The sequence below is a fragment of the Streptomyces sp. NPDC097640 genome (genome assembly GCF_040302705.1).
Classification (GTDB): domain Bacteria; phylum Actinomycetota; class Actinomycetes; order Streptomycetales; family Streptomycetaceae; genus Streptomyces.
This window is the reverse complement of sequence record NZ_JBEOSB010000020.1, coordinates 190,803-216,597: the sequence shown is the minus strand read 5'-3', so window position 1 is coordinate 216,597 and position 25,795 is coordinate 190,803. Positions and strand designations below refer to the sequence as shown.

Sequence of the window (25,795 nt, the reverse complement as noted above, 5' to 3'; positions counted from 1 at the left end):
TCCACCTTGGCCACGCGGACGAACACGCGAGCAGGCGCGACCCCCCGCACCGGGTGCACGACCGCGACCACCGGGGTGGCGCTCCGTACGCCGGCACCGCCGTGCCGGAACCCGCTCGCGTGGAGTCCGGTCCTACCCGGCCGGGCGCCAGCCGCGGGCCTTGCCGCGGGGGACGATGAACGCGGCGGCGGCCACCAGCAGCACGACGGCCGCGGCTCCGCCCGCGATCAGCAGGGCTCGTACCCGCGGCGACTTGGGGGCGGCGGGCGGGACATGCGCGGCGGCGGCCTTCGGCTCGGCCCGGGTGCCGTCGCCGAGGACCGCGGTCAGCCCGGCGTAGGTGTCCAGGCGCGGGGCCTCGCCGGGGTAGGCGGCCTCGGTCAGCCGCCGGGAGACCTCGGCGGCGGACAGGCCGGGGTGGTAGGAGCGGATGAGCGCCGCCGCCCCCGCGACATGCGCGGCCGCCAGCGACGACCCCGAACCGATGTAGTGGCCGTTTCCCTTGGGCCCGATGCCGACCACCGCGTCGCCGGGGGCGGCCAGGTCCGGGGCGAGGGGGGCCGCCGCCTTCTCCGGGCGGCCGCCGCTCGGCCCGTAGTCCACCACCGACAGCACCTGCGGGACCTGGGCGGGCCAGTAGGCGCGGGCCCGCGGGTCGGGGCGCCCGTCGGCGCCCTCGGGGGCGATGTCCGGCGCGGCCGGGGCGATGACCAGCACGTCCTTGGTGGTGGCGTAGGCGACCGCCTGGGTCAACTGGCTTCTGCCCACGGCCAGGGCCTGCCCGGTGTAGATGATGTCCGCGCCCTCGTCCACGGCGGTCCTGATGCCGTCCGCGACCTGCTGGGCGGTGGTGTTGCCCCGCGCGTCGGTGGCCCTGACGGCCAGGATGCGGGCCCGGGGCGCGACGCCGACGACCGCGCCCTTGCCGCTGGGGGCCCCGGCGATGAGGCCCGCGGCGAAGCTTCCGTGTCCGACGCAGTCGACGCCCGCGTCGCCCGCCTGGGTCACCCGGCCGGAGAGCGCGGGAAGGTCGTCGCCCACGCCCGTGTCCACGACGGCCACGGTCACATCGGCGCCCTTGGACAGCTGCCACGCCCGGGAGAGCTGCAACGCCTGCCAGGTCCAGGGCCGCTGCTCGGCGGCCTTGAGCGACGCGGTGGCACAGCTCTCGTCGGGGGCGACGCGGGAGCGGAGCGCGGGCAGGCTGACCGGGTCGTCCTGGTCGGCCTGTGCGGGCGTGGACATCATCAGCGCGGGGAGAGCGGCTGCCGCCGCGAGTGTCACAGAGGCGCGGCGGTAACGATCGCTTCGCATGCCACGCATGATAGGGGAAGCCCGGCCGCCAACATGGTTCGGTCCGGGCACAGTTCACTGCACGATGAATTCAGGAGGTCCGAGGGTGTCACGGCAGGTACTGACGGTCTGCCCGGAACAACCGGAGAGTTTCCGGACGATCGGTGAGGCGCTGGCCACGGCACGCACCGGTGCGGTGATCCATGTCCGGCCCGGCCGTTACGCCGAGAACCTCACCGTCAAGACCCGGGTCACGCTCGTCGCCGAGGGCGAGCCCGGCAGCGTGGAGATCTGCCCGCGCCGCGGCACCGCGCTGACGCTGGTCGCGGACGCGGTGATGCTCACCGATCTGACGCTGCGCGGCGGCAGCGAGGACGTGGCGGTGGTCGACGCGCCGCGCGGGCAGGTCGCCATGGACGGCTGCACGGTGATCGGTTCCGGCTGGACGGCGGTGCTGGCCCGGCAGAGCGGCTCGCTCGCCATGCGGGGCTGCCGGGTCACCAACCGCGAGGGCGCCGCGATCGTGGACACCTCCGAGGTGGCGAGCGTCATCGAGGACTGTGTGCTGGAGAACCTCGGCACCTCCGGCGTCGTGTTCAGCGAGAGCGCCCGCTCGACGGTGCGCGGCTGCCGTATCCGCGACGCCCGCGGCAACGGCATCCTCGCCAACGGCGAGTCGCAGGGCTCCATCGAGTCCTGCGACATCACCGCCACCGACAAGCCCGCCATCGCGCTGGAGGGCAACAGCACCACGTACGTGTCCCGCTGCACCGTCCGTGACACGGCGGTGGGCGTCTATCTCACCAGCGGGTCCCGCCCCATCGTCGAGGACGTCACGGTCTCCGGCACCACCGGCCCCGCCATCGCCCTGTCCGCGGGCGCCGACCCGCTGCTGCGCCGGTGCCGGACACTGCGCACCAAGGGCGCCGGGGTGGTCGTCTCCGAGCGGTCCCGAGGCACCTTCGAGGACTGCGAGTTCACCTCGGCCACCGGCCCGGCGATCCGGGTGACGGGTTCCAGCTCGCCGTCGTTCACGCGCACCACCGTGCGGGACTGTGCCGACGCCGAGGCGGCCGTGCTGCTCGCCGAGGAGTCGACCGCCGAGTTCGACCGGCTGGAGGTGATGGACGCGGTCGGCAGCGCGGTCGCCATCCGCTCGCACGCCAACCCGCTGCTGCGCGGCGCCCGGATCACCGCGCCCGGCAAGTACGGCTTCGAGGTGGGCGACGACGGGCGCGGGCGCCTGGAGTCCTGCACCGTGGAGCGGGCGGGCGGCGGCGGGATACGCGTCGCCGACGGCGGCAACATCCGGATCGACGACTGTGTGCTGCGCTCGTCCTCGGAGACCGGTGTCTCGGTGGGCCGCGACGCCGTCGCGGCCGTGCTCGACTGCCAGATCGACACCTGCGGCGCCTCGGGCGTGGCCGTCGAGGAGGGCGGGGAGCTGACCCTGACCCGGGCCCGGATCACCGGGGCCGGGGCGCACGGTGTGCTCCTCGCCGCGGGCTCCCGCGCCGAGCTGCACAGCTGCGCGATCAACGGCAGCGTGGGCGACGGCATCCGGATCGACAGCTCCGAGCCGGTCAGCGTCACCAACTGCACCGTGCGTGACAACCGGGGCGCGGGGCTGACCCAGACCCGGGTGAGCGAGCGCCTGGAGGTGCTGGAGCTGACCAGCGCTGACAACTCCACTCCGGATGTCTGGGGCGCCGAGGTGGCCGCGAACACCACCGCGCGCGCCGCGGGGAAGGACTCCGGCGGCGGCGAGCCCAGGGAGCCGCTGGACGAGCTTGAGGCCCTGATCGGCCTGGAGGGCGTCAAACACCAGGTGCGCACGCTGGTCAATCTCAACCAGCTCTCCCAGCGGCGCCAGCGGCTGGGCATGCCGGTGCCGTCCATGAGCCGCCACCTGGTGTTCGCGGGCCCGCCCGGCACCGGCAAGACCACCGTGGCCCGGCTCTACGGCTCCATCCTCGCCCAGCTGGGCGTGTTGCCGTCCGGCCATCTGGTCGAGGTGTCCCGCGCGGATCTGGTCGCCCAGGTCATCGGCGGCACGGCGATCAAGACCACGGAGGCGTTCAACGAGGCCCTCGGCGGTGTGCTGTTCATCGACGAGGCCTACACCCTCACCCCCGAGGGCGCCAGCTCCAACGACTTCGGGCGCGAGGCCGTGGACACCCTGCTGAAGCTGATGGAGGACCACCGGGAGGACGTCGTGGTCATCGCCGCCGGCTACTCGGCGGAGATGTCCTCCTTCCTGGAGTCGAACCCGGGCCTGGCCTCGCGCTTCACCCGCACCATCGAGTTCACCAACTACTCCGTCACGGACCTGGTGACCATCACCGCGAGCATGTGCGCCTCCCACCAGTACGAACTGGGCCCCGGCACCAGCGAGGCGCTGGCCGTGCACTACGAACGGATGCCGCGCGACGCCACGTTCGGCAACGGCCGGGCCGCCCGCCGGGTGTTCGAGGAGATGGTGGACCGCCAGGCCTTCCGCCTCGCCACCATGGCCGAACCCGCCGAGCGGGACCTCACCCTGCTGCTCCCCGAGGACATCAGCGACGAGAGCGACGTCGAGCAGAACACCGGCGAGGACCGGGAGGCGATGCTCGCCCGGCTGGAGGCCATGGTCGGCCTCACCGCCGTCAAGCGCGAGGTCACCGACCTCGTCTCGCTGCTCACCACGGCCAAACAGCGCGAGGCCGCCGGGCTGCCCGCCCCGAAGATCAGCCAGCACCTGGTGTTCTCCGGGCCGCCCGGCACCGGCAAGACCACCATCGCCCGCCTCTACGCCCAGCTGCTGCACTCCCTCGGCGTCCTGCCCCGCGGCCAGCTCGTCGAGGTCGCGCGCGCCGACCTCGTCGGACGCTATGTCGGCCACACCGCGCAGCTCACCAAGGAGGTGTTCGAGAGCGCGATGGGCGGTGTGCTGTTCATCGACGAGGCCTACACCCTCACCCCCGAGGGCAACTCCAGCGACTTCGGCCGCGAGGCCGTGGACACCCTCCTGAAACTGATGGAGGACCACCGCGACCAGGTCGTCGTCATCGTCGCCGGCTACACCGGCGAAATGCGGCGCTTCCTCGACTCCAACCCCGGTCTGGCCTCGCGCTTCTCCCGCTTCGTCGAATTCGAGAACTACTCCACCGACGAACTGCTCACCATCCTGGAACGGACCGCCGAGGAGTCCGGCTACGCCTGCCCGGCGACGACGCTGGACGCGCTCCGCACCCATATCGAGGCGATCCCCCGGGACCGCTCCTTCGGCAACGCCCGCCTGGCCCGGCAGCTGCTCGAGACAATGATCACGCACCAGGCCCGGCGGCTCACCGCCATCCGCACCCCGAGCGTGGACGACCTGCGGGCGCTGCTGCCGGAGGATCTGCCGGCCGCCGGGCTGGGCGTGTCCAGGTGACGTAGTGTCAGATCCCGGAGGTCAGGGGCGCGGTCCCACGGTCGTGGCGCCGTCGCGGACGGTGATCGCCTGCGCGGGGCAGGAGTCCGCCGCGTCCAGCACCCGCTCCTCCTCCGGGACCTCGTCGCTCAGTGGCTCGGCGTGCTCCGCGCCGAGGGCGAACAGATCGGGAGCGATTCCGGCACACATGCCGGAGGCCATGCACCGGCCCCCGTCGATCTCCGCCTTCCAGGTCATGCCGGCTCACCACCCGACCGGCATGACGCGCGGCCCACGCACCAGCATCTGGTTCTTCCACTCCACGTCCCCGGCCAGGCGCAGCCCCGGGAAGCGGGTGACCAGGGCGCCGAGCGCCTCCTGGAGCTCCAGGCGGGCCAGGGGCGCCCCGAGGCAGTGGTGCACACCATGGCCGAAGCCGAGGTGCTGGGTGGCGGGGCGGGCCACGTTCAGCGTGCCGGGCTCGTCGAAGCGCAGCGCGTCGCGGTTGGCGGAGCCGACGGCGACGAGGACGGGCTCTCCGGTGCGCACGAGGGTGCCGCCGACCTCGATGTCCTCGGTCGCGTAGCGGGGCTGGGAGGCGCCCACGCCCAGCGGTACGAAGCGCAGCAGCTCCTCGATCGCGCCGTTCAGCAGGGCGGGTTCCTCGCGCAGGCGGCGCAGCTCGTCGGGGTGGTCGAGGAGCGTCAGCACGAAGTTGGGGATCTGGGAGGCGGTGGTCTCGTGTCCGGCCACCAGGATGCCGACGCACAGGTCGACGAGTTCGAGTTCGGACAGCCGGTCGCCGGCGTCCCGGGCCTCGATCAGCGAGGTCATGAGGTCGTCCTGGGGCGCGGCGCGGTGGTGTTCGATCAGCCCGGCCATGTAGGCGCGGAGTTCGTCGCGGTTGCGCTCGAACTCCTCGGCGCTCAGCGAGCTGGTGGACAGCGCGGCGTCGCTCCAGACCCGGAACTTGGGCCGGTCCTCCTCCGGCACGCCGAGCAGCCGGCAGATGACCCCGACCGGGATCGGCAGGGCATAGCGGTCGACCAGGTCGGCGGGTGGCCCGGCGGCCTCCAGTGCGTCGAGGAGCTCCTGGGTCAGCCGCCGCACCGACGGCCGGAGCTTCTCCACCTGGTGGACGGTGAAGGCCTTGGCGACCAGGGTGCGCAGCCGGGTGTGGTCGGGCGGGTCCATGGTCAGGATGCCGCTGTTGCGCCGGCCCTCGGACTGCCGGGGCTCGTCGTGGTGGAGCGCCGCCGCGCGGCTGAAGCGCCGGTCCCCGAGCACCAGCCGGGCGTCGGCGTACCGGGTGACGAGCCAGGCGGGCTCGCCGTACGCCATGCGCACGCGCAGTAATCCCGCGCGTCCCCTGGCCTCTTGGTATGCCTGGCTGAGCCCCAGGCTCTCGGAGGTGTTGAAGGGATAGGTGATCTCCGTCGGATCTATGGTCGTCTCCGCTGTGGTCACTGTGACCTCCCTCGCGTAAGCACGTGCTTACAAACGTAGGAGCCCCTCCTTGGTACGGTCAACGGCCCGATTGCGCCGTTGATCCGACGGTCCGGCGGGGGGACCGCGGAAGGTGCGACGAGAGGAGTGTCGCGATGGGAACGACCAGGTCAGCGGGGCGGCGGCGGGACGCACAGGACACCCGGCGGCGGTTGCTGGAGGCCGCGTCCGCGCTGTTCGCCGAGCGGGGCTACGAGCGGGCCACGGTCCGTGAGATCGCGGATCGCGCCGGGGTCAACCAGGCGCTGCTGTTCCGGTATTTCGGCTCGAAACGAGCGCTGTTCGGCGAGGTGGTGGCGCGCAACGGGGAGGCTCAGGTGCGTAACACCCCACCCGGCGAGCTGCTCGAGGCCGCCCTGCGCGGGCTGCTGGGCCACCGCGGCAAGGAGCCGGCCAACCGCGCGCTGGCGACCCTGCTGCGGTCGGTGGGCAGCGGTGACGAGATCGGTACGGCCGTGCGTGCCACCAGCGACGACTACGCGCGGGTGCTGGCGTCGCTGAGCAGCGCCGAGAACCGTGCGCTGCGGGCGGATCTGGCGCTGTCCTGGATGCTCGGGATCGGCATGATGCGGGTGGTCGTGGGCAAGGAGCCGCTGGCCGACGCCGACCCGGACGAGGTGTGCGCGCTGGTCATGGTGGCACTCGGCGCCCTGCTGGACGGTCTGCCCGGGATATCGTCTCAGGGTTCGGCGAACACCGAATCATCGGCCCTTTAGCGTCGGTGCCATGAGAATCACGCGAGAGGACACCGCATGACGCCGGGGGACATGGTCGCCGTCTTTGCGGCCGGCATCAGTGCGGGCGCCATCAACACCGTCGTCGGCTCGGGGACCCTGATCACCTTCCCGGTCCTGCTGGCGACCGGCCTGCCGCCCGTGACCGCCACGGTGTCCAACGCGCTCGGCCTGATCCCCGGCTCCGTCAGCGGGGCCATCGGCTACCGGAGCGAGCTGAGCGGCCAGGCCCGGCGGGTGCTGAAGCTCGGTGTCGGCGCCGTGCTGGGCAGCTTCGCCGGCGCCACGCTCCTGCTGGCCCTGCCCGCGACGGCGTTCGAGACGGTCGTGCCCGTCCTCGTCGGCCTCGCGCTCGTCCTGGTCGCGCTCCAGCCCGTGATCGGCGAGCGGGTGCGCCGCCGCCGCGAGCGGACCGGCCACCCCGCCCACCGCGACGGCGGCCCGCTGCTGTTCATCGGGCTGACGCTCGCCAGCGTCTACGGCGGCTACTTCGCCGCCGCGCAAGGCATCATCTACATGTCCCTGATGGGCATGCTGCTCGATGAGCCCCTCCAGCGCCTCAACGCCGTCAAGAACGTCCTCGCCGCCATCGTCAACACGGTCGCCGCGCTCTTCTTCCTCTTCGTCGCGGAGTTCGACTGGACGGCCGTGGGGCTGATCGCGGTCGGCTCGGCGCTCGGCGGCCAGATCGGCGCCAAGGCGGGCCGCCGGCTGCGCCCCGTCGTCCTGCGGAGCCTCATCGTCACGATAGGCACCGTCTCCATCGTCCAGATGCTGCTCAACTGACCCGGTGGCGGCCGCCACCGCCGGTGCGGGTCAGAGTGCGGTACGGCGGCGGGCGAGCACCACGCCGCCCCCGGCGAGCGCGGCCACCGCGACGACGGCGCTGAAGACGGTGGTCCCGGCCGACAGCCCGACCGCGTCGCTGAGGTAGCCGGCCGCGACCGGCAGCAGCCCGGCGGGGAGATAGCCGCCGACGTTCAGCGCCGCGTTGGCCTCGGCCAGCCGCGCGGCCGGGACATGGGCGCCGATCAGCGTGAGGCCGCCCAGCTGCCCCATCCCCTGGCCCGCGCCGGCCAGGACGGCCGCGAGGGCCAGCAGCGGGGCGGAGGACAGCTGGACGGCCAGCGCCAGCGCGCCCATGGCCAGGGCGGTCGACGCGGCCCCGGCCGCCAGGATGGCGCCCACCTTCAGCCGTCGCACGGCGAACTGGACGGCCGTCGCGGCCGTGAACATCACAAAGGCGGTGGCTCCGGCGACGACGCGGCTGGAGGTGCCGAGCAGATCCGCCAGGAGCGAGGGGCCGAGCGACAGGACGAAGGAGGTGGAGGTGATACCGGGGGCGAACACCACCACGCCCAGCAGGAGGTGGACGCGGTGGGGGCGGGGCACGAACGGCAACCGGACCCAGGCGCCCGGTCGGCGCGAGCCCTGGACCGGACCTGTGGGGCGGCGCAGCGGCATGCGCAGCACGACCACCACCGCCAGGGCCAGGAGCGCGATCTCCACCAGGAACACGGTGACCGTGGGGCCGGGCAGGGTCTCCGAGAGGATGCCGGCCAGCAGCGGGCCGAGCCCCGCCCCCAGGACCATCGCGGTGGAGGCGAGCAGCGCGGCGAGCCGCTTGCGGTCCGGCCCCGCCACGTCGGCGACGGCGGCCATGCCGGCGGAGACGATGGAGCCGACCGCGACGCCGCTCAGCAGCCGGGCGATCGCCAGCGTGGCGATCGAGCCGGCGGTCGCGAACAGCACACTGGCCACGACCGCCAGGGCGAGGGCCGGCAGCAGCACCGGCTTGCGGCCGACCCGGTCCGACACCACCCCGGCCACCAGCAGTGCCGCCAGCAGACCCACGATGTAGCAGGCGAAGACGACGGTCAGCGTCCCGGAGGAGAAGCCGAGCTCGTCGCGCCACAGGACGTACAGCGGGGTGGCCGTGTTGGACAGGATGAACACGGCGGTCACCGGCCATGCCGCGAGCCAGACCTCGCGGCGCGGCGGGGGCGTCGTGGGCTTCGCAGCTGTCGCGGGTGTCGCGGGTGTCGCGGGTGTCGTCGCCGGGGTCTCGGCGTGCCGGGCGCTCCCCATGGGTCCCCTCCAAGCCGCACAGCAAGCTGTACGAGAAAACTCGAACCATTAGTACGACCAGAGTCGAACATAAACTCCTGTACGATGCAACTCGTACTGATGGTTGTGTTGTCTTCCCCGAGGTGACGCGGATGTCGCAGAGCGCCACGGCCGACAGGTTCGCCGGCCCCTACCCCGCCCCCGCCGGCCTGCCGGAGCCCCTGCCCGAGCCCGCCCGCGAGGAGCTGCGTCTCGAGGTGGTGATGGCGGCGCTGAGCGACCCGCTGCGCATGGGCGTGGTCCGCACCCTGCTGCTGGAGTCGGAGGCGTTCGACCACCCGTGCGGCTGGTTCGGCATCGACCGCCCGAAGTCGTCGCTCACCCACCACTTCCGCGCCCTGCGCGACGCGGGGCTGATCCGGCAGCGCCAGTACGGTCTGGAGCGCCGCAGCCATGTGCGCGTCGACGACCTGGAGGCGCGCTTCCCCGGGCTGCTCGCCCTGATCGCGGACTGGACGCCGCCCGGGACCTGAGCGCCGCGGCTCAGCGCGCGGCCAGGGCCTCCACCGTGGCGACGGTGCGGTCGACGACCGTGTCGTAGAGGCGGCGTTGAGCCTCCGGCAGATGGGACAGCAGCGGCTCCACGGCCTCCCGCTCCTCCCGGGGCCGCTGGGCCGCGGCCTCCCGCAGGGCGGTCAGCTTCTGCTCGGCGGGGCGCCGGTGGCTCTCGTACACGGCGTGGCCGAGGACCGTGGAGCAGACGAGGGTGACGGCCAGGGCGAGGTCTTCCTCGCTCAGCCGGAGCGGGCGCAGCACCCCGGTGAGGGTGACCAGCGCGGGCACCCACGCGGGCTGTTGGGTCGCGGCCATGTAGGACAGCAGCTGCCGGTAGGGCAGCAGGCGGTCGCGGCTGGTGTGCATCCAGGCGCGCAGCTGGTCCTGCCAGGTGTCGCCCGGCGGGTCGGTGTGCTCCGCGTCCGCGATGATCCGGTCGGCGACGGCCTGGAGCAGGTCGTCGCGGTCGGGGAAGTAGCGGTAGAGGGCCATGGGGGCGGAGTCCACGGCCTCGGCGACCCGCTTGATGGTCAGCACGACCCCCGGCTCACGCGCCGCCAGTTCCGCTGCGGCGCGGACGATCTGATCGCGCGACAGACGCGGCGGACGCCCCCTTCCCCTGCGGGCCGTCCCGTCCGCCTGCTGCGCCATCCGGTGGTTCCCCTCTCCCGTCCGTCCCCCGCCCGCCGACGCGGGCACCGGAGGTCAAGGCTACGCAGGTGGCAGCCGCCCCTCGTACGGCGCCCGCGCGGCGCCGAGGACCCCGGGAAGATTTGACGTACGCGTTACACAAAACTGTGCGACACTTGCCGCCGCCCCTGCTGAGGGGCCGTCATACAGCAGCGGCGACACGGTGTTCCCCGTGGCGCCGGCACCCCGGAGGACACCCGTGGCCCAAGTGCCCCATACGGCCGAGACGACGGCGGACACCCACGCACCCCGCTCCGGACCGGTGGTCGCGGTGCTCGCCTTCGGCGGGATCGTGGTCGCCCTGATGCAGACGCTGGTGGTCCCGCTCATCCCGGACCTCCCGGGGCTGCTGCACTCCTCGGCCTCGGACGCCTCGTGGGCGATCACCGCCACCCTGCTCGCGGGCGCGGTGGCCACCCCCGTGCTCGGGCGGCTCGGGGACATGTACGGCAAGCGACGGATGCTGCTGATCAGCCTGGGGCTGCTGGTGGCCGGGTCGGTGGTGTGCGCGCTCAGCGACTCGCTGGCGCCCATGGTCGTCGGCCGTACGCTCCAGGGCTTCTCCTCGGGCGTCATCCCGCTCGGCATCAGCATCATGCGGGACGAGCTGCCGGCCGAGCGGCTCGGCTCGGCCATGGCGCTGATGAGTTCGTCGCTGGGGGTCGGCGGCGCGCTCGGGCTGCCCGGCGCCGCGGCCCTGGCCGAACACGCCGACTGGCATGTGCTGTTCTGGGTGTCGGCGGCCGCGGGCGTGCTGGTGATCGCGCTGGTGCTGGCGGTGGTGCCCGAGTCCCCGGTCCGCGGCGGCGGCAGATTCGACCTGGTGGGGGCCGTCGGACTGTCGGCCGGTCTGCTGTGTCTGCTGCTGGCGATCTCCAAGGGGGCCGACTGGGGCTGGACCAGCGCCATCACCGACGGGCTGTTCAGCGCGGCGGCGGTGATCCTGCTGCTGTGGGGGCGGTGGGAACTCCGGGTCGGGCAGCCACTGGTGGATCTGCGCACCACGGCGCGCCGCCAGGTGCTGCTGACCAACCTCGCCTCGATCGTCATCGGCTTCGCGATGTACGGGATGTCGCTGGCGCTGCCGCAGCTGCTCCAGCTGCCCGAGGCCACCGGCTATGGCCTGGGCCAGTCGATGATGACGGCGGGGCTGTGCCTGGGCCCCTCCGGGCTGGTGATGATGGCCGTGTCGCCGGTCTCGGCGCGGATCACGGCCACGTGGGGGCCGAAGTTCTCGCTGCTGATCGGCTCGGCGGTGATCGCCGTCGGGTATCTGCTGGCCATCGCCCTGATGGCCGAGGTCTGGCAGATCGTCCTGGTGTCCTGTGTCATCGGCGCCGGGATCGGCTTCGCGTACGCCTCCATGCCGGCGCTGATCATGTCGGCGGTGCCGGTGTCCGAGACGGGCGCGGCCAACGGCCTCAACACCCTGATGCGGGCCATCGGCACCTCGACCTCCAGCGCGGTGGTCGGCGTCGTCCTCGCCCATATGACCACCCGCCTGGGCCCGTTGGCGGTGCCCTCCGAGAACGGCTTCCGCACCGCCTTCGCCATGGGCGCCGGCGGTGCGCTGCTGGCGCTGGCGATCGCCACGATGGTGCCGGGGAAGGGCGCGGACAAGCTCACCGCCACCGCCACCGCCACCGGGGCGTCGGCGGACACCCAGCCGGCCCGCCAGGGCTGAACCCCGGGCCCTGGTGGCGGTGGCAGTGGCGGTGGCGACGGGCGGGTCAGACCAGGTCGACTCCGGGCCGCCCGTTCTCCACCCGCAGCCGCGCCAGGGTCCGCGCCGCCGACCGGGGCTGGGTGACGGTGTCCACGATCCGCACCTGGGCGTCGATGCCGCCGCGGTCGATGTCGAAGAGGTGGTAGCCGCGGTGGGCGTCGAGGAGCTTCCAGTGCGGGTTGTCGGGCACCAGGGGGTCGAACTCGGCGTGGAAGGCGGCCTGGTCCTGGTCTCCGTTGGAGGTGATGGAGGTGCCCACGAACTCGGCGCCCACCACCGGCGAGGCGGGGTCGGCGAAGTCCCGCTTGAGGTCGCTGATCATCGTCAGATGGCGGTCCCCGGACAGCACCACCGGGTTGCGGACCTGGGCGAACTCGGCCATCAGCTCGTTGCGCTCCACCTGGTAGCCGTCCCAGGCGTCGTAGAACCAGAGCTTGCCCGGGCCCGCGAGCCGGTCGGTCTCGGCCATCATGATCTGTGAGCCGATCAGGTTCCAGCGGGCGGGCGAGCGGTGCAGCCCGTCCAGCAGCCACCGCTTCTGCTCGGCGCCGAGCATCGTCAGCAGCGGACTCTGCGCGGCCTCCTGCGTGGTGACCTGGTCGCTGCGGTACTGCCGGGTGTCCAGCACCTGGAGCCGGGCCAGCCGGCCGAAGTCGAGGCTGCGGTACATCTTGATGTGCGGGCCGCCTGGCACGGCGGTGGCGCGCACCGGCATGTGCTCGTAGAACGCCTGGTAGGCGGCGGTGAGCCGGGCGACGAACGCGTCGTGCGGCTGCTTGTCCGGGTCCTGCGGGATCTCGCCCGCCCAGTCGTTGTCCACCTCGTGGTCGTCGAAGGTGACGATCCAGGGCGCCTGGGCGTGCATCCGGAGCAGGTCGGGGTCGGTGCGGTACTGGGCGTACCGGTTGCGGTACTGGACGAGCGAGTACGGTTCGCCGTTGCCCTCGTGGCGGCGTACGGCGGTGGCGGAGGGGGAGCTCTCGTAGATGTAGTCGCCGACGAACAGCACCGCGTCCGGGTCCTGTTCGGCCATGTCGGCATATGGCGTGAAGTAGCCGTGCTGCCAGTTCTGGCAGGAGGCCAGGGCCAGCCGCAGCGGGCCGGCGGCGTTCGGCGCGGGGGCGGTGCGGGTGCGGCCGACCGGGGATATCTGGTCCGCGGCGCGGAAGCGGTACCAGTACTCGCGGTGCGGCCGCAGGCCGCGCACATCCACGTGGACGCTGTGGCCGAGGGCCGGCAGGGCCTGCGCGGTCCCCTGCCTGACGATGCGCCGGAAGCGCGAGTCCTCGGCCACCTGCCAGGCGACGTCGACGGCCTGGTCGGGCATGCCGCCGCCGTTCAGCGGGTCGGGGGCGAGCCGGGTCCACAGCACGACCCCGTCGGGCAGCGGGTCACCCGAGGACACGCCGAGCGTGAAGACGCCACTGGGGAGCGCGGGGTCCGCGGCGCGCGCGGTGCCCGCGAGGGCCAACTGGCCCACGGCGACCGCGCCGACGGCCACGGCACCGGCAGCGAGGAACTGGCGTCTGTCGGAAGGGGATCTGTCGGATGGCTGTGATCCGGTGGCCTGTCCAGGCATGGCGGTCCCTCTCGTCGCGTCGGGCGATGGATCATTGTGACCGGACGAGACGTTTTCAGGCAGAGCAGGGACGGCCTCTGAACGGGATCTGTCCAGAAGATGACGCGTCCATGTTCAGTGAGCGCCGACGGGGTGTCAGACCCCTTGATGGCGTGCGCCGTCGTGCCGGATCGGCCCGGCCCGCGAGCGCCGGCGAGGGAGGCGAAACACACCTCCGGACACCCCCTAGTGGACCTTCACCCAGTCGAGCGTGCGCTCGACGGCCCGTTTCCAGCCCGCGTAGCCCTCTTCCCGGCGCTCCCGGCTCCACCGCGGCTCCCACCGCTTGGACTCCCGCCAGTGCGAGCGCAGTTCATCGGTGTCGCGCCAGAATCCGATGGCCAGGCCCGCGGCGTAGGCGGCGCCGAGCGCGGTGGTCTCGGCGATCTGTGGGCGGCTGACCGGGACGCCGAGGACATCGGCCTGGGTCTGCATGCACAGGTCGTTCCCGGTGACCCCGCCGTCCACCTTGAGCACATCGAGGTGGACCCCGGAGTCCTGGTCCATGGCCTCCACCACGTCCCGGCTCTGGTAGCAGATGGCCTCCAGCGTGGCCCGCGCCAGGTGGCCGCCGTTGTGGTAGCGGGAGAGGCCGACGATCGCGCCGCGCGCGTCGGAGCGCCAGTACGGGGCGAACAGCCCGGAGAACGCCGGGACGAAGTAGATCCCCCCGCTGTCCTCGACGGAGAGGGCCAGCCGCTCACTCGCGGCCGCGTCGTCGACGATCTTCAGCTGGTCGCGCAGCCACTGCACGGCCGAGCCGGTCACCGCGATGGAGCCCTCCAGGGCGTAGACGGTGGGGCCGTCGCCGAACCGGTACGCCACGGTGGTGAGCAGCCCATTGCGCGAGCGCACCAGCTCGGTGCCCGTGTTGAGCAGCAGGAAGTTGCCGGTGCCGTAGGTGTTCTTCGCCTCGCCCGGCGCGAAGCAGACCTGGCCGACGGTGGCCGCCTGCTGGTCGCCGAGCACCCCGGTGATCGGGGTGGCGGTGCGCAGCGGGCGGGTGGTGCGGGTGCGGCCGAACGCCTCGGGGTGGGCGGAGGGGTTGATGGTGGGCAGCATCGCCCGCGGCACGCCGAAGATCTCCAGCAGCTCGTCGTCCCAGTCCAGGGTCTCCAGGTTCATCAGCATGGTGCGGCTGGCGTTGGTGACGTCGGTGGCGTGGACTCCCCCGCCGGGGCCGCCGGTGAGGTTCCACAGCACCCAGCTGTCGGTGGTCCCGAACAGGGCGTGGCCGCGCTCGGCCGCCTCGCGTACGCCGTCGACGTTCTCCAGGATCCACTGGATCTTCGCGCCGGAGAAGTAGGTGGCCGGCGGCAGGCCGGCCTTGCGGCGGATGACCTCGCCGCGGCCGTCGCGCTCCAGGCGGGCGGCGATGGTGTCGGTGCGGGTGTCCTGCCAGACGATGGCGTTGTAGTACGGCATTCCGTTGCGCGGATCCCAGACGACGGTGGTCTCCCGCTGGTTGGTGATGCCGATCGCCGCCAGGTCGGCGGGCACCAGTCCACTGGCCCGGACCGCGTTCTGCATGACCGAGTTGGTGCGCTCCCAGATCTCCACCGGGTCGTGCTCGACCCATCCGGAGCGCGGCAGCAGCTGGCGGTGTTCGAGCTGGTACTTCGCCACCTCGGCGCCGTCGTGGTCGAAGATCATGAAGCGGGTGCTGGTGGTTCCCTGGTCCACCGCACCGACGAATTCCGGCATCCTGCCGCCTCTCGTCGCTCGGGGTTGGGTTCGGGCTCGGGTCTCAGGTCTCGGCGGACGGGGTGCGTCCCACCTCCTGCGGCCCGGGCACCGGGAGGAAGCGGCCGACCAGGACCCGGTAGAGGCCCGCGCCGACCAGCCCGCCGACGAGCGGGCCGACGATGGGCACCCAGAAGTAGAGGTTTCCGTACTGATCCCGCCAGGCGGTGTCATAGCCGGTGAGGAAGCTGGCGAGGCGGGGGCCGAAGTCACGGGCCGGGTTGATGGCGTACCCCGCGTCGGTGCCCCAGGCCATGCCGATGGCGACCACGATCAGCCCGATGATCAAGGCGGCGAGGTTGGCGCCCGGGGGCGTGTTCAGCACATCGGTGACCGCGAAGAGGAGCAGCATCAGAATCGCGGTGCCGATGACCTGGTCGCGCAGCGCACCCCACTCGCTCACCGGGAGCACGCCGTTGCCGGGCAGGGTGGAGAAGACGAACTGGGTCTTGAAGGTGTGCCCCGGATCGGTCTTGGCCAGCACCTCGGTGTAGTTCCAGCGCACCAGCAGGGCCGCCACGAACGCCCCGGCGGTCTGCGCGATCGCGTACGGCACGACCTTGCTCCACGGGAAGCCCTTGAAGACCGCCAGGGAGAGGGTGACGGCGGGGTTGATATGGGCGCCGCTGAGCCGCCCCGCGACATACACGCCGAAGGTGACGCCGAACCCCCAGGCCCAGGCGATGCTGTCGTGGTCGCCCAGCCCCCCGGCCACCACCTGGGCCACCACCCCGCAGCCGAAGAGGATGAGGACCATGGTGCCGACGAACTCGGCGCACAGCTCGCCGATCAGCCCCGTCCTGTGGGCGACTGGTTTCTGCTCGCTCATCGGGCCACCTGTCTCCGGCACTGTGACGACCATCGTGACCGGGCCGGACCCCGGCGGCTTCCGCAGCTGGGCCGATCGGGGCAACTGAGGGGCGCGTGGGACTGTACGAGGTGGTGGGCGGCCCTGTACTACGGTTCCTGGCCGCCTCGCCGGGCGACCACTTCGGCCAGAACCCCTTGACCGAAACCGAGCACTTCCAGGACAGGATCAGGAACGCGGATGCTGACAACCGGAGCCCCGACGAACTGGGCCGGAAACATCACCTTCGGTGCGGCCCGGGTGCACCGACCGACCTCGGTCGACGAGCTGCGACGGATCGTCGGCTCCGCCGAGCGCGTCCGCGCGCTGGGCACCGGCCACTCCTTCAACCGCATAGCCGACACCAGCGGCGATCTGATCCGCCTCGACCGGCTGCCGCACCGGGTCGAGATCGACCCCGACGGCTCACGGGTGACCGTCGCCGCGGGCATGCGGTACGCCCAGGTCGCCGAGGCCCTTCAGCCGGCGGGCCACGCGCTGGCCAACCTCGCCTCGCTGCCGCACATCACGGTCGCGGGGGCCTGTGCGACCGGCACCCACGGCTCCGGCGTCGCCCAGCGTGGCCTGGCGGCATCGGTGGCGGGTCTTGAGATCGTCGGCCCCGAGGGGGATCTGACGCGGCTGAGCCGGGAGGCGGACGCGGACCGGCTGGCCGGGGCGGCGGTCTCGCTGGGCGGGCTCGGCGTCGTCACCGCCGTCACCCTGGACATCGAGCCGTCCTTCGAGGTGGCCCAGTGGGTCTACGACGGGCTGCCCCTGGACCGGCTGGCCGACCGCTTCGACGAGGTGTTCGGCGCCGCGTACAGCGTGAGCGTGTTCACCGACTGGCACGCCGGGGACGGGGTGGTGTGGCTCAAGTGCCGCACCGACCGGCCCGGTCCGCCCCGGCCGGGCCGGCCGTGGCTGGGCGCCCGCCCGGCCGACGGCCCCCGCCACCCCGTGCCCGGCATGCCGCCGTCGCACTGCACCGCGCAGGCCGGCGTGCCGGGGCCCTGGCACGAGCGGCTGCCGCACTTCCGGCCCGACTTCACGCCCAGCAGCGGCGAGGAGCTCCAGTCGGAGCTCATCCTGCCGCGTGGCGCCGCGCCCGAGGCCTTCGCGGCGCTGCGCCGGCTGGGCGACCGGATCGCGCCGGTGCTGCTGGTGTCCGAGGTCCGTACGATCGCCGCCGACGACCTGTGGCTGAGCCCGGCGTACGGCCGTGACTCCGTCGCCCTCCACTTCACCTGGGTGCCGGACCGCGCCGCGGTGCTCGAGGTCGTCGCCGCGATCGAGGAGGAGCTGCTGCCGCTGGGAGCGCGGCCGCACTGGGGCAAGCTGACCGCGGCCGCGCCGGCGGACGTGGTCGCGCGCTACGAGCGCGCCGCGGACTTCGGGCGGCTGCTGGGCGAGTTCGACCCGGCGGGGAAGTTCCGCAATCCGTACCTGGACCGTCTCTTCCCCACGGGCTGATCCCCGCGGGCTGAGGGGGGGCCGAAGGTCCCTGATCGGACCCCGGGCAGCCCATGCCGCCCGGGGTCCTGTCGCGGGAGGGTGGCCGCGAGGGGCGGAGAAGGGGCCCGCGATGAAGCACCGCAAGATCGGCAATGTGATGACCGACGACGTCGTCCGGATCGGCTCCGGTGCCTCGCCCGAGGAGGTCACGGAGCTGCTCGCGCGGCATCGCATCGGCGGGCTGCCCGTGGTGGACGAGGACGAGAAGGTCATCGGGGTGGTCTCGGCGGCCGATCTGCACGCCGCGTCCGGGGCCCGCACCGCCGGGCAGCTGATGTCACGGCCCGCGGTCACGGTGCGCCCCCAGGACAGCGTGGTCGACGCCGCGCGGACCATGGCGCGGTACGGCGTGGAGCGGCTGCCGGTGATCGACGAGGAGGACCGGCTGATCGGCATCGTCACCCGGCGCGATCTGCTGCGGGTCTTCCTCCGCCCGGACCACGAGATCCGCGCCGAGGTGATCGACGAGGTGCTGGTGCGCGCCTTGTGGCTGCTGCCCCACGCGGTCGACGTCACGGTGACCGACGGGGTGGTGCGGCTGGAGGGGCAGTTGGAGCGGCACAGCGAGGTGCCCATCGCGGTACGGATGGCCGGCCAGGTGGACGGGGTGGTGGCCGTCGTCGACCGGCTCACCTACCGCGTCGAGGACGCGCGCCCGGGGCCCGTCGGCCGGCCGGTCGGAGGCGGGTGAGGGCCCGGCGCGGGTGATGGGACAAGGAGATCCGGCATGTACTGGTGGTACGGCCACATGATGGGCGGCTGGGGCTACTCCCTGCTGACCTTCATCGCGATCGCGCTGTGGGTCCTGGTGGCACTGGTGGCGGTGGCGCTGTTCCGGCACGTGGAGCCCGGCGTCCGCGCGCCCTGGTCGTCGGCCGAGCGGGTGCTCTCCGAGCGGTTCGCGCGCGGGGAGATCGACGAGGACGAGTACCGGACGCGGCTGGCCGTCCTGCGGGGGCGGACCGCGCCGCCGCAGGCCGGGCCGAGGGCCTGGCCCGGGTCCGGTGCCGGGGGCGACGCGAAGTCCGGTCCCGGCTCAGGGTCCGGTCCCGGCCCAGGGTGAGGACGGGAGGCCGCCGCCATGACGCGTTCCGGCACCCCGCCGCAGGACGGCCGGGTCGTGGTCGGCCTGGACGGCTCCGACAGCGCGTGGCTCGCGCTGGACCGGGCGGTCGGCGAGGCCCAGCGGCGCGGGTCGACGCTGGAGATCGTGCACGCCTGGCCGTGGGCACAGACCGACCCGGCCGCGCTCGACGTGGGCGCCGAGCCGCAGCGGACCCCGGTGGAGATCGCCCGGACCGTGCTGCGGCTCGCGGTGGCCCAGGTGGCCGAGAAGGCTCCGGAACTGCGGGTGGTGCCGACCCTGACGGCGCAGGACGCGGTGCCAGAACTGCTGCGCATCGGCGCGGACGCGGCGCTGACCGTCATCGGCACGCGCGGACTTGGGGGCTTCACGGGGCTGCTACTGGGCTCGGTGGGGCTGCGGCTGGCCGCGCACACCACGCGCCCGCTGCTGGTGGTGCGCGGCGACATCACGCCCGTACTGGGCCCCGAGGGCCACGGCAAGGTGCTGGCCGGAATGGAGACGAGCGCCGACGAGGCCGCGGCGCGGTACGCGTTCGAGGAGGCGGTGCGGCGCACCGCGCGGCTGCGCGTGCTGTACGCGGGGACGCACGCGCAGCTGTTCCGGGGTGATCACACACTGCCCTCGCGGGAGGGCCCGGCGGCGCGGGCGGAGCGGGAGCAGGAGGGTGCGCGCCGGGTGGTCGCGGCGCTGGGCGAGAAGTTTCCGCAGGTGCGGGTGCGCGAGCACCTGACCCGCGGCGCCCCGGCGCAGGCCCTGGTGGAGGCCTCGCGCGCGGCGGACGTCGTGGTGCTCCCGGTGCACCGCCATACGGCCCGGCTCGGGATGCAGCTCGGCCCGGTCACCCACGCGGTGCTGCACCACTCCCACTGCCCGGTGGTGCTCGTCCCGATCGACGGGGGCGGGTGAGGGCACACAGAGAGGACAATTGGGTATATCCACACAGAAGCGAGGAAGCGGCCATGAAAGCACTCGTCTTCCACGGACCCGGGAGGCCCTCCTGGGATGAGGTACCCGACCCCGGTCTCCAGGAGGCGTCCGACGCGATCGTCCGCGTCGACACCGCCACCATCTGCGGCACCGATCTGCACATCCTGAAGGGCGATGTGCCGGATGTGCGGCCCGGGACGGTCCTCGGCCACGAGGCCGTCGGCGAGGTCGTCGAGACCGGCGACGACGTGCGCACCGTACGCCCCGGGGACCGGGTGCTGGTCTCCTGTGTCTCGCCGTGCGGCCGCTGCCGGTTCTGCCGGGAGCGGGCGTACGGACAGTGCCACGGCGGCGGGGGCTGGGTCCTGGGGCGGCTGATCGACGGCGCCCAGGCCGAGTACGTCCGGGTGCCGTTCGCCGATCTGTCCCTGCATCCGCTGACCGGCGCGGCCGACACCCTCGAAGCCGTGCTGCTGGCCGATGTCTTCCCCACCGCCTACGAGGTGGGCGTGCTCAGCGCGGGGGTGCGGCCCGGCGACACGGTCGCGGTCGTCGGCACCGGGCCCGTGGGGCTCGCCGCGATCGCCACCGCGGAGTTCTTCTCCCCCGGCCGGATCATCGCCGTCGACCTGCTGCCCGAACGGCTGGACGCGGCCAAGCGGCTCGGCGCCGACGCGGTGGTGCAGACCACGGAGGGGCCCGAGCCCCTGGTCGACGACCTCACCGGAGGGCTCGGCGCCGATGTGGTCATCGAGGCGGTGGGCACCCCCGCGAGCTTCGAGGCCTGCACCCGCATGGCGCGGCCCGGCGGGCGGATCGCCAACATCGGCGTGCACGGCCGGCCCGTGACCCTGCATCTGGAGGACCTGTGGATGCGGAATCTGACGATCACCACCGGTCTCGTCGACACCCGCACCACCCCCACGCTGCTGTCCATGCTGGCCGCCGGGCGGCTGCCCGCGGCGTCGCTCATCACCCACACCTTCGAGCTCGACCAGATGGAAGAGGCGTACGACGTCTTCTCGCGGGCGGCCGACACCGGGGCGCTCAAGGTCGCGCTCGGGGTGCCCACCAGGCCGCTGGTCGCCCGGGAGACGAGCGGAGCGAAGTGATCGGAGAGATTGAAGAGATCGAAGAGACCCGAGAGCGGAGAGAAGTGATCGGCCATGTCCGAAGCAGCACGGCCGGACCCGGCCGCCGCCCGGCGGCCCGGCGGCGGAGGTGACATCGGACGGCGCGTGGCCCTGCGGCGCGAGCGGCTGGGGCTGAGCCGGGAGGACGTGGCCGGGCGCGCGGGCACGTCGCCGAGCTATCTGCGGTACCTCGAGGAGAGCCCCGCCGACCCCGGCACGGGCTTTCTGCTGAGGCTGGCCGCGGCGCTGGACACCACCGCCGGCGAGCTGCGGGGCGGAGGCGTCGGGCTGCCGCCGGGGCTGGGCCAGGCGGGCTCCCGCCCGGACCTGGCGGAGCTCACTCCCCGGGAGTGCTACGACCTGCTCTCGACCCACGGCGTGGGCAGGATCTCGGTGTCCACTTCCCAGGGCCCGAGCATCCTCCCGGTCAACTACAGCGTCATGGATGACGCGGTGGTCTTCCGCACCGCCCCGGACGCCTCCCCGGCGGCCGCCGCGGGGGCCGAGGTCGCCTTCGAGGTGGACCACATCGACGAGGCGCTCAGCGAGGGCTGGAGCGTGCTCGTGGTGGGGCGGGCCCAGCGGGTCACCGACCCGGAGGCGATACGGCGCGTGGCCGCCGGCGCGTACAGCAAACCCTGGCCGGGCGGCAGCCGCGAGCTGTGTCTGCGGATCGACCCCACGCGCGTCACCGGGCGCCGGATCCGCGTCCACTGACCCGCCGGGTCCGCCGGCGCCGGCCCCACCCGGCCCCGGCCGGGCCCACGATCACGGAGGTAGCGGCCATGCCACCGCAGGTCACCGCCGGGCTCGGCAGCCTCCCCGGCTGCCTGCCCGCCGCGCACTGGGCGGCGGGCGAGGCGCTGCTGCGCAATCTGCCGCTGCGCCTGGTCCACGCCTGGATCCTGCTCGCGCCGCCGGCCGGGGCGATCCCGCCGAAGCCGGAGCGGGACCAGAACTACTGGGCGCGGCGCATCGTCGACGACACGGCCACCGAGCTGTGCCGGACCCACCCGGGCCTGCGGGTCGGCACGGACCTGCGGGCTGATGAGACCGCTCCCGCCCTGCTGACTGCGGCCGAGGAGTCCGAGCTGCTGGTGCTCGGCTCGCGCGGTCCGGGCACACTCGGCGGCGCGCTCCTGGGCTCCGTCGGCCGGCAGGTACTCGCCCGGGCGGCCCGCCCCGTGACCCTGGTGCGCGACGACGCCCGGCACGACGGGCGGGGGTCCGGGGACGGGCCCGCGGACGTGGTGGTGGGGCTCGCGCTGCGGCGGCCGTGCGAGGAACTGCTGGAGTTCGCCTTCGACGCCGCCGCCCGCCGCGGCGGCGCGCTGCGCGCCGTGCACGCGCTGCACCGACCGCCCCTGGAGGGCCGTGCGCAGCGGGTCCTGGCCCCCTCGCCGGCCGGCCGGGCCCGGGAGGAGGGCGAGGCGGCGCTGGACTCGGCGCTACGCCCGTGGCGGGAGAAGTTCCCGGGCGTACGCGTGGTGGCGGAGGTCACCGCGGAGGGCGCCGCCCGGGCGGTGGTGCGCGCCGCGGCCGGCACCGGGCTACTGCTGCTCGGACGGCACGGGCCGGAGCCCACTGCCGTCCCGCACATCGGGCCCGTGGCACACGCCGCCCTGCACCACGCGCCGTGCCCGGTGGGGGTGGTCCCGTACCGCTGAAGCAAGGAAGGAGGTCCCCGTGCACCGGAGCTCGCACATCGTGAGTGATGTGATGACCCATACCGTCGTCGCCGTCGGCCGCGAGGCCCCGTTCAAGGAGATCGTGAAGACGCTGGAGCAGTGGAGGGTGAGCGCCCTGCCGGTGCTGGAGGGCGAGGGGCGGGTGATCGGCGTGGTCTCGGAGGCCGATCTGCTGCCCAAGGAGGAGTTCCGGGACAGCGATCCGGCCCGGCTCGGACAGCTGCGCGACCTGCCCGACGTCGTCAAGGCGACCGCGGTGACCGCCGAGGAGCTGATGACCTCTCCGGCCATCACCGTGCACGCGAACGCGACCTTGGCCGAGACCGCGCGGATCATGACCCACAGGCACGTCAAGCGGCTGCCCGTGGTCGACGACGAGGGCCGTCTGGAGGGCATCGTCAGCCGCGCCGATCTCCTGAAGGTGTTTCTGCGCCCGGACGAGGAGATCGAGGAGGAGGTGCGGCGCGAGGTCGTGTCGTATCTCTTCCCCGCGTCGGCGGGGCAGCCGGTGCGGGTGAGCGTGAACGAGGGCGTGGTCACCCTCACCGGCCAGATCAGGGACACCGGCCTGATCCCGGCGGCAGCGCGGCTGATCCGCTCGGTCGAGGGCGTGGTGGACTTCGACAACCGGCTGACCGCCGCGCACCACGTCACCAGGCCGTCCTGACCGGCCCGTCCGGCCTGACCGGCTGTTGGAGTTGGAAGGAGCGACGGCCGGCTCAGCCGCCGCGGCTGCTCCAGCGGGGCTCGACCTCGGCCCACGCGCGCTCCCACTCCGCGGCGCGGTGGCGGTCCAGCCGCCACCGCACGGTGCGCCGGCCGGCCAGGGTCACCAGGCAGACGCCGGTGGCCGCGGTGGCGCCGGTCAGGGCCGCCCGGGTCTCGGCCTCGCGCTGGGTGAGCGGTTCGGAGACCAGCCGGCCGCGCGCGTCGGTCCACACCACTGTCCGGCTACCGGCCGGCCGCCCCTCGCGCACCCGCGCCACGCCGGTGTGCACCGAGCCGTCGGGTGCCTTCCAGCGCACGGTGGCGGGGACGCGGCCGAACTTGCCGCCGTCCGCGGCCTGGGGCACCGCGGGCGCGTTCTCCAGCAGCCGCGCCGGGACGGGGTGGTGCTCGGCGCGCTCCGCCAGCAGGGGCCGTTCCACGGCGGCGGAGGTGACCATGCCGGCCGTCGTGCCGCCGACCGCCATCACCAGGCCCGCGACCAGCGCGACCCAGGCCTCCACGACGTCCGAGCGGCGCTTGAGCGGGTTGCGCCGCCACCGCCACAAGAGCCGCCCCCGCGCCTTCGCACTCATCGCCGCACCCCCTGTCGTGTGCTGTCGCGTGCTGCGGGGCGAGACCCGCGCGGCAGCGCGGGGGCTCCCTACAAACGACCCTCGCACGCGCGGGCCGCGGGTGCGAGGGCCGGACAGACCCGGCGGTGGGACCATCGGACCCGCCGCCCGAGCGCCGGGGACCGTTCGGCCCTGGCGCGGCCACCGGAGGCGAGTCATGATCGATTGAAGGGGGCCGATCAACCGGTCCCAGTCCCAGGGGGGCCGGGCCACGACAACCGTGCGGAAGGCCGCCATGACCGACTCTGCGCACCACTCCGGTCCGATCAGGGTGTTCTTGCTGGACGACCACGAGGTCGTCCGGCGCGGGCTGCACGACCTGCTCGACGCCGAGCCGGACATCGAGGTGGTCGGCGACGCGGCGACCGTCGCCCAGGCCCTCGCCCGGGGGCCCGCGCTGCGGCCCGATGTCGCGATCCTGGATGTGCGGCTGCCGGACGGGGACGGGGTCACGGTCTGCCGTGAGCTGCGCTCCACGATGCCGCGACTGGCCTGTCTGATGCTCACCTCGTTCGACGACGACGATGCGCTGCTGGACGCGATCATGGCCGGGGCCGCGGGATATGTCCTCAAGCAGATCAGGGGTTCCGACCTGGTGTCCGCGGTCCGCACGGTGGCGTCCGGCCAGTCGATGCTCGACCCGGCCACCACCGCCCGGCTGATGAGCACCCTGCGCGGGGGCGGCGCGGAAGAGCAGCCGCAGGACGAGACGCTGGCCGGGCTGTCCACCCGGGAACGGGAGATCCTGGCCCTGATCGGCGAGGGAATGACCAACCGGGAGATCGGCAAGCGGCTCTATCTGTCCGAGAAGACGGTGAAGAACCACATCTCCCGCCTGCTGGCCAAGCTCGGCGTCGAGCGCCGCGTCCAGGCGGCCGTGATCGCCACCCACGCGGAGCCCTGGCATCCCGGCGGCCCCTCCGCGCGGCCGGATTCCGCCCACTGACCCCGGGGACGTCCGGGCCCGGCCCAGGGACCATTGGCCCCTGCCCGCGCCCGCCCACCGCCCCGCAGGCTGGGTGACCGTAACCCCTGCGCGTCCGCCGAGGAGATCACATGCAGCCCTCAGCACTCGACGCGGCGACCTTGGAGAAGCTGATCTCAGCCGCTGTGGCCGCCCCCTCGATGCACCACACCCAGCCGCCCTGGCACTGCCGGCTCGACCCCGGCACCGTCACGCTCGAAGTGCGGGCCGCCCCCGGGCGCGTCCCGCGCCACGCCGACGGCTCGGGGCGGACCCTGAGCCTCACCGTCGGGGCGGCCGTGTTCAACCTGCGGGTCGCCATGGCCCACTTCGGGTGGCGGCCGGTGGTCCAGCTGCTGCCGCGGCCCTCGGAGCCGGAGCTGCTGGCCACCGTCCGCGCGGAGCCCGCGCCGAGCGGGGGCGACGGCCACCTGGACGATCTGTACGAGGTGATCTGGCGGCGGCACGGCGACCGCCTCGCCTTTTCCGGCCGGGTCTCCGGCCGACGGCTGCCGCAGCGGGTGCTCTCCGCGCTGACCGAGGCCGCGCACACGCACGGCACGACCCTGTACTTCCCTCGCGACGAGGAGACCGCGCAGCTGCTGCGGATCAACGAGGAGGCCGAGCGGCGCAACGCCCGCGACCACGGCCGGGCCCTCGGGAACGGGTCGGGGCCGCACGGGGAGGAGCGGGCCGACGCCTTCGCGCAGCGGCCGACCGTGGCCGTGCTGAGCACCCGGCACGACCACCGCGCCGACTGGCTGCGGGCCGGCCAGGCGCTCCAGCACGTCCTGCTGGTGGCCACCGCGCACACGGCGCGGGCCGCGCTGCTGCACCAGGCCCTGGAGTGGCCCGATCTGCGCTGGGCGCTCAGCGACGACCGCCGCGTCGCCGACCACGCGCAGATGCTGATCCGGCTCGGCTAGGGGCCGGCCGGCCCGGTCACCCGTGCTGGACCGAGACGT

24 protein-coding genes are annotated in these 25,795 nt (G+C 73.5%); 15 read left to right on the top strand and 9 right to left on the bottom strand.

The window, feature by feature from the left end; genetic code table 11:
* Window positions 1-132: 132 nt before the first annotated feature.
* A complete protein-coding gene (locus tag ABTY62_RS29455) occupies window positions 133-1,314 on the bottom strand; it encodes a S8 family serine peptidase (protein ID WP_352132437.1) in 1,182 nt (393 codons plus the stop codon).
* Between the two features lie 85 nt (window positions 1,315-1,399).
* Here ABTY62_RS29455 and ABTY62_RS29450 point away from each other — a divergent pair, with 85 nt between their 5' ends.
* Window positions 1,400-4,711 (top strand): right-handed parallel beta-helix repeat-containing protein, encoded by a 3,312-nt coding sequence (locus tag ABTY62_RS29450; protein ID WP_352132436.1) that lies wholly within the window; start codon window positions 1,400-1,402, stop codon window positions 4,709-4,711.
* Between the two features lie 21 nt (window positions 4,712-4,732).
* On the opposite strand, the gene ABTY62_RS29445 is transcribed toward ABTY62_RS29450, so the two are convergent.
* Together ABTY62_RS29445 and ABTY62_RS29440 are read right to left on the bottom strand one after the other, a co-directional pair.
* Entirely contained in the window at window positions 4,733-4,948 is a 216-nt protein-coding gene (locus ABTY62_RS29445; protein ID WP_311725516.1) for a ferredoxin, read from the bottom strand.
* Between the two features lie 6 nt (window positions 4,949-4,954).
* On the bottom strand, window positions 4,955-6,157 hold the full coding sequence (locus ABTY62_RS29440; RefSeq protein WP_352132435.1) for a cytochrome P450: 1,203 nt from the start codon (window positions 6,155-6,157) through the stop codon (window positions 4,955-4,957).
* Window positions 6,158-6,291: 134 nt separating this feature from the next.
* On the opposite strand from ABTY62_RS29440, the gene ABTY62_RS29435 reads away from it, so the two are divergent.
* Window positions 6,292-6,912, top strand: a complete 621-nt coding sequence (locus ABTY62_RS29435; protein ID WP_352132434.1) for a TetR/AcrR family transcriptional regulator — start codon at window positions 6,292-6,294, stop codon at window positions 6,910-6,912.
* A gap of 36 nt (window positions 6,913-6,948) precedes the next feature.
* Window positions 6,949-7,716 (top strand): sulfite exporter TauE/SafE family protein, encoded by a 768-nt coding sequence (locus ABTY62_RS29430; protein WP_352132433.1) that lies wholly within the window; start codon window positions 6,949-6,951, stop codon window positions 7,714-7,716.
* 30 nt (window positions 7,717-7,746) lie between these two features.
* On the opposite strand, the gene ABTY62_RS29425 is transcribed toward ABTY62_RS29430, so the two are convergent.
* On the bottom strand, window positions 7,747-9,018 hold the full coding sequence (locus ABTY62_RS29425; protein WP_352132432.1) for an MFS transporter: 1,272 nt from the start codon (window positions 9,016-9,018) through the stop codon (window positions 7,747-7,749).
* Window positions 9,019-9,149: 131 nt separating this feature from the next.
* Between ABTY62_RS29425 and ABTY62_RS29420 the strand changes: the two genes are divergently transcribed.
* A complete protein-coding gene (locus ABTY62_RS29420; RefSeq protein ID WP_352132431.1) occupies window positions 9,150-9,530 on the top strand; it encodes an ArsR family transcriptional regulator in 381 nt (126 codons plus the stop codon).
* 10 nt (window positions 9,531-9,540) lie between these two features.
* Here the strand turns inward: ABTY62_RS29420 and ABTY62_RS29415 are convergent, their stop codons facing one another.
* A complete protein-coding gene (locus ABTY62_RS29415) occupies window positions 9,541-10,203 on the bottom strand; it encodes a TetR/AcrR family transcriptional regulator (protein WP_352132430.1) in 663 nt (220 codons plus the stop codon).
* A gap of 238 nt (window positions 10,204-10,441) precedes the next feature.
* Between ABTY62_RS29415 and ABTY62_RS29410 the strand changes: the two genes are divergently transcribed.
* Window positions 10,442-11,926, top strand: coding sequence for an MFS transporter (locus ABTY62_RS29410; RefSeq protein ID WP_502997538.1), 1,485 nt, complete (start codon window positions 10,442-10,444; stop codon window positions 11,924-11,926).
* Between the two features lie 46 nt (window positions 11,927-11,972).
* Here the strand turns inward: ABTY62_RS29410 and ABTY62_RS29405 are convergent, their stop codons facing one another.
* From ABTY62_RS29405 to ABTY62_RS29395, 3 genes are all read right to left on the bottom strand, one after another.
* The gene (locus ABTY62_RS29405; RefSeq protein ID WP_352132429.1) at window positions 11,973-13,547 is read right to left on the bottom strand and encodes an alkaline phosphatase D family protein; all 1,575 of its coding nucleotides are present in this window, start codon (window positions 13,545-13,547) and stop codon (window positions 11,973-11,975) included.
* A 225-nt stretch (window positions 13,548-13,772) separates the two neighbouring features.
* Window positions 13,773-15,290, bottom strand: coding sequence for a glycerol kinase GlpK (glpK, locus tag ABTY62_RS29400; RefSeq protein ID WP_352132428.1), 1,518 nt, complete (start codon window positions 15,288-15,290; stop codon window positions 13,773-13,775).
* A 43-nt stretch (window positions 15,291-15,333) separates the two neighbouring features.
* Window positions 15,334-16,158: an MIP/aquaporin family protein gene (locus tag ABTY62_RS29395; protein WP_352132427.1), complete on the bottom strand. Its 825-nt coding sequence runs from the start codon at window positions 16,156-16,158 to the stop codon at window positions 15,334-15,336.
* A gap of 219 nt (window positions 16,159-16,377) precedes the next feature.
* On the opposite strand from ABTY62_RS29395, the gene ABTY62_RS29390 reads away from it, so the two are divergent.
* From ABTY62_RS29390 to ABTY62_RS29355, 8 genes are all read left to right on the top strand, one after another.
* A complete protein-coding gene (locus ABTY62_RS29390) occupies window positions 16,378-17,649 on the top strand; it encodes an FAD-binding protein (protein WP_352132426.1) in 1,272 nt (423 codons plus the stop codon).
* 112 nt (window positions 17,650-17,761) lie between these two features.
* Window positions 17,762-18,382, top strand: coding sequence for a CBS domain-containing protein (locus ABTY62_RS29385; RefSeq protein ID WP_311725496.1), 621 nt, complete (start codon window positions 17,762-17,764; stop codon window positions 18,380-18,382).
* A 36-nt stretch (window positions 18,383-18,418) separates the two neighbouring features.
* Window positions 18,419-18,754 (top strand): SHOCT domain-containing protein, encoded by a 336-nt coding sequence (locus ABTY62_RS29380; protein WP_352132425.1) that lies wholly within the window; start codon window positions 18,419-18,421, stop codon window positions 18,752-18,754.
* 18 nt (window positions 18,755-18,772) lie between these two features.
* Window positions 18,773-19,684: a universal stress protein gene (locus ABTY62_RS29375; protein WP_352132424.1), complete on the top strand. Its 912-nt coding sequence runs from the start codon at window positions 18,773-18,775 to the stop codon at window positions 19,682-19,684.
* A 53-nt stretch (window positions 19,685-19,737) separates the two neighbouring features.
* A complete protein-coding gene (locus ABTY62_RS29370; RefSeq protein ID WP_352132423.1) occupies window positions 19,738-20,817 on the top strand; it encodes an alcohol dehydrogenase catalytic domain-containing protein in 1,080 nt (359 codons plus the stop codon).
* A 54-nt stretch (window positions 20,818-20,871) separates the two neighbouring features.
* Complete coding sequence (locus tag ABTY62_RS29365) at window positions 20,872-21,555, top strand: helix-turn-helix domain-containing protein (RefSeq protein ID WP_352132422.1); 684 nt, start codon at window positions 20,872-20,874, stop codon at window positions 21,553-21,555.
* A 68-nt stretch (window positions 21,556-21,623) separates the two neighbouring features.
* Window positions 21,624-22,505: a universal stress protein gene (locus tag ABTY62_RS29360; RefSeq protein WP_352132421.1), complete on the top strand. Its 882-nt coding sequence runs from the start codon at window positions 21,624-21,626 to the stop codon at window positions 22,503-22,505.
* A 19-nt stretch (window positions 22,506-22,524) separates the two neighbouring features.
* A complete protein-coding gene (locus tag ABTY62_RS29355; RefSeq protein ID WP_352132420.1) occupies window positions 22,525-23,193 on the top strand; it encodes a CBS domain-containing protein in 669 nt (222 codons plus the stop codon).
* Window positions 23,194-23,245: 52 nt separating this feature from the next.
* Here the strand turns inward: ABTY62_RS29355 and ABTY62_RS29350 are convergent, their stop codons facing one another.
* Window positions 23,246-23,827 carry an Rv1733c family protein gene (locus tag ABTY62_RS29350; RefSeq protein WP_352132419.1) on the bottom strand — a complete coding sequence of 194 codons (582 nt, stop codon included), beginning with the start codon at window positions 23,825-23,827 and terminating at the stop codon, window positions 23,246-23,248.
* Between the two features lie 274 nt (window positions 23,828-24,101).
* Here ABTY62_RS29350 and ABTY62_RS29345 point away from each other — a divergent pair, with 274 nt between their 5' ends.
* Complete coding sequence (locus ABTY62_RS29345; RefSeq protein WP_352132418.1) at window positions 24,102-24,812, top strand: response regulator; 711 nt, start codon at window positions 24,102-24,104, stop codon at window positions 24,810-24,812.
* A gap of 110 nt (window positions 24,813-24,922) precedes the next feature.
* Complete coding sequence (locus ABTY62_RS29340; RefSeq protein WP_352132417.1) at window positions 24,923-25,756, top strand: nitroreductase family protein; 834 nt, start codon at window positions 24,923-24,925, stop codon at window positions 25,754-25,756.
* Window positions 25,757-25,795: the final 39 nt, after the last annotated feature.